Source organism: Streptomyces sp. NPDC044719, from assembly GCF_056433405.1.
On sequence record NZ_JBWKHE010000012.1, the window covers coordinates 43804 to 51118 of the forward strand.

Annotated in this window: 9 protein-coding genes; 5 read left to right on the top strand and 4 right to left on the bottom strand. The window is 68.4% G+C overall.

The features are described from left to right. Positions 1-105 precede the first annotated feature (105 nt). Positions 106-915: a GIY-YIG nuclease family protein gene (locus tag AC07DF_RS37355; protein ID WP_478981328.1), complete on the top strand. Its 810-nt coding sequence runs from the start codon at positions 106-108 to the stop codon at positions 913-915. 204 nt (positions 916-1119) lie between these two features. Here AC07DF_RS37355 and AC07DF_RS37360 read toward each other — a convergent pair whose 3' ends face one another. After that, complete coding sequence (locus tag AC07DF_RS37360; protein ID WP_478981330.1) at positions 1120-2550, bottom strand: alginate lyase family protein; 1431 nt, start codon at positions 2548-2550, stop codon at positions 1120-1122. Positions 2551-2819: 269 nt separating this feature from the next. Beyond that, a complete protein-coding gene (locus AC07DF_RS37365; protein ID WP_478981332.1) occupies positions 2820-3122 on the bottom strand; it encodes a hypothetical protein in 303 nt (100 codons plus the stop codon). A gap of 189 nt (positions 3123-3311) precedes the next feature. Between AC07DF_RS37365 and AC07DF_RS37370 the strand changes: the two genes are divergently transcribed. The 4 genes from AC07DF_RS37370 (at position 3312) to AC07DF_RS37385 (ending at position 5848) form a co-directional block, all read left to right on the top strand. Continuing rightward, entirely contained in the window at positions 3312-3734 is a 423-nt protein-coding gene (locus AC07DF_RS37370) for an Hsp20/alpha crystallin family protein (RefSeq protein WP_432960872.1), read from the top strand. A gap of 94 nt (positions 3735-3828) precedes the next feature. Then, positions 3829-4257 carry a DUF2267 domain-containing protein gene (locus tag AC07DF_RS37375; RefSeq protein WP_478981335.1) on the top strand — a complete coding sequence of 143 codons (429 nt, stop codon included), beginning with the start codon at positions 3829-3831 and terminating at the stop codon, positions 4255-4257. Positions 4258-4479: 222 nt separating this feature from the next. After that, entirely contained in the window at positions 4480-5313 is an 834-nt protein-coding gene (locus tag AC07DF_RS37380) for an alpha/beta fold hydrolase (protein WP_478981337.1), read from the top strand. A gap of 49 nt (positions 5314-5362) precedes the next feature. Then, positions 5363-5848 (top strand): MarR family transcriptional regulator, encoded by a 486-nt coding sequence (locus AC07DF_RS37385; RefSeq protein ID WP_478981339.1) that lies wholly within the window; start codon positions 5363-5365, stop codon positions 5846-5848. Between the two features lie 162 nt (positions 5849-6010). On the opposite strand, the gene AC07DF_RS37390 is transcribed toward AC07DF_RS37385, so the two are convergent. After that, positions 6011-6358, bottom strand: coding sequence for a DUF397 domain-containing protein (locus tag AC07DF_RS37390; protein ID WP_478981341.1), 348 nt, complete (start codon positions 6356-6358; stop codon positions 6011-6013). After that, positions 6359-7204 carry a helix-turn-helix domain-containing protein gene (locus tag AC07DF_RS37395; RefSeq protein ID WP_478981343.1) on the bottom strand — a complete coding sequence of 282 codons (846 nt, stop codon included), beginning with the start codon at positions 7202-7204 and terminating at the stop codon, positions 6359-6361. It lies immediately after the preceding gene. Positions 7205-7315: the final 111 nt, after the last annotated feature.

Sequence of the window (7315 nt, forward strand, 5' to 3'; positions counted from 1 at the left end):
CTCGAACGGATGATCGATGAATGAGGAGCTCATAGAGTAGGCCGTGACCCAGACCCTAGGAAAGAGAGAAGGATGACGGGAAGCAGCGGGGCGGACGATCGCGGAGTGTTCCACGACGACTTCCGGCTGAGTATCACCAAGGCCCTCGGAGACCAGCTCGCCCAGGCGCTGAGAAGCCTCGGGCGGGCACCCCTCGGGGAGGAGAGCCTGGCCAAACTGGAAGAGCGGCCGGGGGTGTACCAGCTCTACGTCAATGACGTGTTCGTCTACGTGGGAAAGGCGGATCGAAGGCACAAGGGGCTTCCGGGGCGGCTCCGCAACCACCTGCGCAAGCTGTCAGGTCGGCGCAACCTCGACCTCGCCGACGTCACCTTCTCATGTCTGTACGTGGACGAGGACTTCTCCGCCCTCGCCCCCGAACAGCTCCTCATCAACCACTACAGGGAGCGGGGCGGGATCCCGTGGAACAACAGCGGATTCGGAAGTAAGGATCCCGGGCGCAGACGTGACACAACGGTCCTCAAGAAGGACCACTTCGACGTGCAGTACCCCATCAACCTCGACGCACCGGTCCAAGGGGTCACCCCTGGGACGAACGATCTGCGGACCTTCCTGAAGAAGCTCAAAGCCGGCCTGCCCTACAACTTCCGGTACGTGGAGCCCTCGTGCGCGGCGGACATCTCCGTCGAGGTGCCGGACGGTCCCCTCTCAGCGGACGAAGCGTTCCGCCTGGCCTCCGCCTCCCTGCCCGTTTCCTGGCAAATCACAGCACTCCTGAACTACGTGATCATGTATGAGGAGGAGGAGCAGTACAAGAGCGCGTCGCGCCACTACCGTGCCGGTGAGGTAGTTGATCAAGAGCCGGAGAAGTCTTCCGCGCCACTGACGCCCGAGGACCTCGGCGACAGCGAATAGGGACGCGAGCCGAGACCGCTCCCCGCTCTGGGGGGCGCTGGCCGAGCGCGGATCTTGGGCAGCGATCTGCGTCCTGAAAGGCACAGACGGCTTAGGGGCGGAGCGGGTGGGCGAGCGGCGCCCCGCTACGCCGGGCCGCGCACCCACCCGCGCCCCAGCCCCGACCCGCAGCACCCCCGCAGCACCCCGGCAACCCACCAGCGGCTACTTGGCCCCACCCCGCCGCCGAAGTATCAGCACCCCACCCCCGACAGCGGCAAGCCCGGCCGCCGCAACCCACCCGACCCCACCTGCACCCCCGGTCGCAGCAAGATCCCGCTCCGCACCCGCAGAGGGCGAAGCCACACCCGCTGAGGGCGAAGCCGACGCGCTCACCGCCCCCTGCGGCCGCGCCCCGTCGCCGACCTCCTCCTCCCGCCCCCGGGTGAACGCCAACGTCCCGAACCCGAGCTGGTCATAACCCCCACTGTTGGGCCCGTAATCCCCACCCCCACCCTCAGGCGCAGCCTTCGCCGCGGCCCGCGTCACATACGACGCCGACAACCCCCGCCGCTTGGTGTAGTGATTGGCGATCATCGCCCAGATCGGACGGGTCATCCCCGGATCCACAGCCGCCGCACCGGAAGCCGTCTCACTCCCCGACCACCCCCCGATCGCCCCCTTCCTCCGCGTGTTGGCCGTATACGGCACATCACCGCCCAGGCTCCACTTGGCCACGTACTCCGCACCCTTGAGGAACCGGCTGTCGTCGTACCCGTACAGATCGATGCCCTGGTTCCACGCCATCTCGCACACGGTGCCCATCAGCCCGACCCCGAGCAGCGCATGCCCCTGATCGCGCCCGGCCTCGACCCACTCCGCGAGCCCGTCGTCGTGCACCACGGGAATGGCATGCCGGACCGACCCCATCCCCTCCCCGTGCTTGAAGTACTCCACGGCCCGCTCCACCACGGCCCGGTCGTCGCAGAAGATCCCGGTTGCCAGCACACACGCGACAGCCGTCAGATCCCAGTTGGGCCAGTAGTTGGTGACGACGGCGTTGTTGTGATGGCGCAGGAAGTCGTCGCTGAGCGGAAGGAAGACGTCGGACAACAGCTCCCGCGCCCGCCCGAGCTCGAAGTCGCCGCGGTCACGCACGAGTTCCGCGGCGTTGGCGAACTGATACCCGTACAGCCCCGCGGCCAGGAACCGGTCAGCCGAGCCCTGGATCGAGGTCAGCTTCCCCGACCAGGCGTTCAGGATCGCCACTGCGGTGTCGGCATGCGCGTCCTCGCCGCTGACGTGGTAGCGAAGGGCGTTCTGGTAGGCGGCGTGGATGTCGTTGTAGAGGGCCGCGTAGTTCTGGGGCGACCCGGCCCCCCGGTACACCGTCGCCTGCGGATTGGCCCGCCAGTCGCTCTGCGCATGGCGGTTGGCGGTGAGCTTGGCGAACCCGGCCGCATAGGGCCTGGCACCCGCCTTCACCTTGGCGGCCATACGGTCCAGGTCGGTCCGGGTGTGCAGCAGCCCCGGGTGAGCGAAGGGGCCGTCGGCGGCCGAGGCCGGGGGCGCGAGGGCGGCCGTACCGATACCGATACCGGCGCCCGCCGCACCCGCTGCTTTCAACATGTTCCGGCGGCTGATCTGTCGTGTCACGTCGTCGTACCTCAGCGTCGTAAGTCGCGTGCCTGTGGGGGACGGTGAGGAGACGGACGGGCGGTGACGGCGATAACAAAAACTGCGGTACAGTTGATCTGCATCCGGTCGCCGGAACTCCGGCTGAAGGATCGTGCGTTGGTGGTCCAAGGAAAGACGCCCCGCTTCCTGCGGGGAAATGCAGGTGCAAGGCCTGCCCGGCGCTCCACACAAGAACCCGGCCCTGGGATTCAGGGCCGGGTTCTTTGCTGCACCCGCTACTGGCCGGATCAGCCGCGCCGGTCGGCCACGACCCAGGACGCCACGGCCACAGCCCCCGCCACTCCGAACACGGCGGGCCAGGCGCCCACCCTCTTGGCCAGCGGATGCGACCCGGCGAACGCGGCGACATACGCGGCCGACAACGCCCCCGCTGCCACCCCGCCGGCCTGCTGCCGCCACTGCCGCGCGGCCGCCACCCCGGCGACCGCGAGCACGGCCCCGCCGAGCGGCCGCTGCCTGGTCCAACGGGCCACGCCGTACCCGCCGACCAGCCCGCTCGCGGCGACCACCGCGCTGGGAACCTTCACCATGTTCCTGCCTCCTGACCTCACGAGAACCCGAGGCTAACTCCCGGGGCGGGCGGTGCACACGCCGGGGCGCGCGAACGGCGCTCACCCGAACATGAGCCGAGGCTTGTCAACTTTTCTCTTCCGAGCTATATAAGAAGAAGCAACACATGCGGCATCGCGACACAGTGTCTGATGAGAGGAGAGACAGTGATGCTCATGCGCACGGACCCCTTCCGTGACCTCGACCGACTCACGCAGCAGGTCCTCGGCTCCGCCGCCCGCCCTTCGGCGATGGCGATCGACGCCTACCGCTCCGGGGACGACTTCCTCGTCCACTTCGACCTCCCCGGCATCGACCCCGAGACGATCGAGCTGGACATCGAACGCAACGTCCTCAGCGTGCGAGCCGAGCGCAGGTCCCCCGCCCCCGAGGGTGCGGAGCTACTGGTCGCCGAACGTCCCACCGGCGTCTTCACCCGCCGCCTCTTCCTCGGCGACACGCTGGACACGGAGCGCATCGACGCGTCGTACGAGGCCGGCGTCCTGACCCTGCGCATCCCCGTGGCCGAGCAGGCCAAGCCCCGCCGTATCCAGATCGCGGGTGGCGACAGCCGCAAGCAGCTCAGCGGCTGACCCCACCCGAGCACCCACGCAACCGAGGCAGCGTCCCGCGGGCGTCCCACCCGCGGGACGGTCACCCATGAACACCCCAGAGGAAATCCCGCACATGACCGCGACGACGGTTACCACGGAGACGCTCACCACGACCCAACTGCTCGACGCGGTGCAGGAGTCGGGCCAGTACCCCACCAGGGCCGAGGCGGAGCGCGTCACCCGAGTCGTCCTGTCCGCGCTCGGAGCCCACGTCATCGGCGACGAACGGGTCGACCTCGCCCGCGCCCTGCCCGAAGAGGCCGCCAGGCTGATCGCCTCCCAGGTCCCGGCCACACAGCGGCTGACGGCCGCGGAGTTCGTCGACTCGATCGCCACCCGTACCGAGGGAGCCACCCCCGCCACGGCCCGCTGGGACGTCAGCTCGGTCCTCGGCGTGCTGCCGCCCCTGATCGGAGACGACCTGGTGACCCGCATCCTGGCCCAGCTGCCGCCGGGCTACGCCCTGCTGTTCGGCCGAGCGGACCTGGGCCCGATGCCGTAGCCCGGTAATCCGCGTACGGCCGCAGCCCGGCAGTCCGCGTACGGCCGTAACCCGGCAGTCCGTCTACGGCCGTAACTCGGCAGTCCGCCCACGGCCGTAACCCCGCTGACCCGGCTAACCCCGCAGCCCTCGCACGACGGTCACCGCCGGCCCCGCAAATCGGCTGGCGGCGGCCGTCGGGCAAGGAGAAGCTGGCCCGAGCCGTCACCGGAGGAAGGCCAGTTGAACACTCCCCACCCGAAAACCGTCCGCACCACCCCCACGCCCCTCACCACCCCGGACGGCACCCGCATCGCCCACCACGACCACCGCCCCGAGCGGGAGTCCGCCACCCCCTTCCTTCTCCTGCACGGCCTGGCCGGCCACCAGGGCGAGTGGGACGCGGTCGCCGCCCGCCTCCTGTCCGACGGCCACCGCGTGGTGACGTACGACGCCCGAGGCCACGGAGCCAGCACCCGCACACCGCCGACCACGACCCGCCAGGCCCACGTCCAGGACGCCGTAGCCCTGATCGAGGAACTGGACCTGGCCCCCGTAACCCTCCTGGGCCAGTCCCTCGGCGGCCACACGGCGATGCTGCTGGCCGCCTCCCACCCCCACCTGGTCACATCCCTGATCCTGGTCGAAGCGGGCCCGGCGGGCCCGAGCCCGGAGCTCCCCGCACAGATCGCGACCTGGCTGGACAGCTGGCCGACACCGTTCGAGTCGCTGGAGGCCGCGAAGACCTTCCTGGGCCATGAGGCCTGGACGAGAACCTTGCAGCAACGAGAGGACGGCTGGCACCCCACCTTCGACCGCGCCACGCTCATCTCGTCGGTCGCCGAGCTGGCCACCACCGCCTACTGGCCCCAGTGGTCGCGGATCACCTGCCCCACACTCCTCGTCCAGGGCGAACACGGCACCATGCGCCCCGACGAGCCCACCACCATGCTCACCCACCGCCCGGTCACCCGCCTCACCCGCATCCCGGACGCGGCCCACGACGTCCACCTGGACCAGCCGGACCGCCTCTACGAGGCGATCAGCACCTTCCTCCTTGACCTCAAGTTTGATTGAGGTCCTAGGTTGATCGCGTCCAGACGACCACCGGAGGGGATAGGCAGCCATGAGCACACAGACCGAGGACCTCAAGGAGTACTCCCGGGAGGAACTGGCCGCCCAGCCGATCGGCGCATGGACCGGCCTGGCCTACCGCAGGGTCGTAGGAGCCATCCGCGCCCAACTGGCGGTCGAGGACCTCACCCAGCCCCACTGGTGGACCCTCAACCACGCCGCCGGCGCCCCCGGCAGATGGACCCGCCCCACCCTGACCGAGCGCCTCACTCCCTACGACGACCAGGCCACTGACTTCGACCAGGTCTACGACGACCTGACCACCCGAGGCTGGCTCACGGAGGACACGACGGGCGGCATGTCCCTCACGGAGGCCGGCGAGGCAGCCCGTCTCCGAGCCAGGGACCGCAACCTGAGCGTCCACCAACAGACCCACGAGAACATCGACCCGGCCGACTTCGTCACCACGATCAACGTCCTGCGCCGGATCGTCGCCAACCTCGGCGGCGACGGAAACCTCCCCGAGGACGGCAAGTAGTCCGACAGCCCCGGCCGCCCGTCCATCCTTTGCGGAGCGCGATCACCAGGCGCCCCCACGACCCCAAACCCGGCCACGGTGCTGCACCCCTCCCCACCATCCCCGCCGCCCCCACCCCTGGGCTGCCCGGCCGGGCAAAACCCCGCGGTGGAGGGGCGAGTGTCAAGAGTGAAGCGAAGCGCAATCGGCGCCAGCCGACGCCCGAAGGGCGCTCTTGACACTCGCCCCGGAACCGCCAACCTCGGGAGAACCGGGCGGCCGTGAGTACCTCTTGGCCAACCAGCGGTCCGGGGCGCTACGACGAGACAGCGTCTCGTTCGCTACGGCACTGACAAAGCAACGCCACGCCTCGTCCCTGAAGGAGACGACAGTTCTCCTCGCGGTCTTGGAATCGCGTATGAGCGCGCCGTTGGCGGTATACGCGCACTCCACACATTCGGTGGTGTTACCGCCACTGTAAGACGACTTGAACCACTTGGGCTCGGAGGCTATCTGGGGGCCAGCGGACATTCAGAGCTCCTTGCGGGCGCGATGGATCAGGGCGGAGGAGGCCTCCATGTCCAACGCTTGTGCGCGGAGGTACTCGAACGCAAGTCTGTATCGCTCCAGTTCCGCTTCCTTCTCCAGGAAGAGCGAACCCGTGTGGAAGTCGACGTACACCACATCGAGAGCCGGTTCAGCACCGCCGATGATGACAAAGCTGCCCAGCGCCGCAGCGTGGGCTCCCTTGGAGAACGGCAGTACCTGGAGCGTGATATGCGGGGACGCGTTGGCTTCGAGTAGACGGTCGAGCTGCTCTCTCATGACCGCCGGCGATCCGACGACGCGGCGGACGACCGATTCATCGAGGATCGCCCACAGGTGCAACGGCTTCGAACGGGACAGCAGCTCCTGTCGTTTCATGCGGATGTCCACCAGCCGCTCGATCTCTGCCGACTCCAAGGGCACTTCATTGGCTTCCTGGAGTGCCGTGCTGTAGGCACGCGTCTGCAGAAGCCCGGGGACGTAGACGCAACAGAAGTGGTTCTCACGAACGGCTTCGTCCTCAAGGGTGAGGAGCAGGTTCATGCTCTCCGGGATGGAGTCGGCGAAGGAGCTCCACCAGCCCTGCTCCTTGGCGTTCTTAGCGAGGTTGACGACTGCTCGCCGCTCAGAGTCAGTTGCTCCGTACTCACGGCACAGCGCTTCGACGACGATCCACTTGACCGGTCCAGCCGTGGTCTCGTACCTGCTGACGGTCGCCTTCGAGACGCCGACCAGGCGCCCGGCTTCCTCCAGTGTCATTCCCGTGCGGGAGCGCAACTTGCGCATGGTGGCGCCAAGTTGGCGACGTCGTGTCGTGCTCCGTTCGGGCATGCGGCTCCTTCACCATGTGCCGGGCCTCAGCCCGTAGGACGCCCATCAGGCTAAGTAGCGGCAACTGGGCTCACCACCCGATTCACCCGATAGATTCTGATGAGAAGCTAC

Coding starts and splice junctions, on each gene's coding strand:
- AC07DF_RS37365 (WP_478981332.1), bottom strand. CDS start 3,122: ATGGTGAAGGTTCCCAGCGCGGTGGTCGCCGCGAGCGGGCTGGTCGGC.
- AC07DF_RS37370 (WP_432960872.1), top strand. CDS start 3,312: ATGCTCATGCGCACGGACCCCTTCCGTGACCTCGACCGACTCACGCAG.
- AC07DF_RS37375 (WP_478981335.1), top strand. CDS start 3,829: ATGACCGCGACGACGGTTACCACGGAGACGCTCACCACGACCCAACTG.
- AC07DF_RS37385 (WP_478981339.1), top strand. CDS start 5,363: ATGAGCACACAGACCGAGGACCTCAAGGAGTACTCCCGGGAGGAACTG.
- AC07DF_RS37390 (WP_478981341.1), bottom strand. CDS start 6,358: ATGTCCGCTGGCCCCCAGATAGCCTCCGAGCCCAAGTGGTTCAAGTCG.
- AC07DF_RS37395 (WP_478981343.1), bottom strand. CDS start 7,204: ATGCCCGAACGGAGCACGACACGACGTCGCCAACTTGGCGCCACCATG.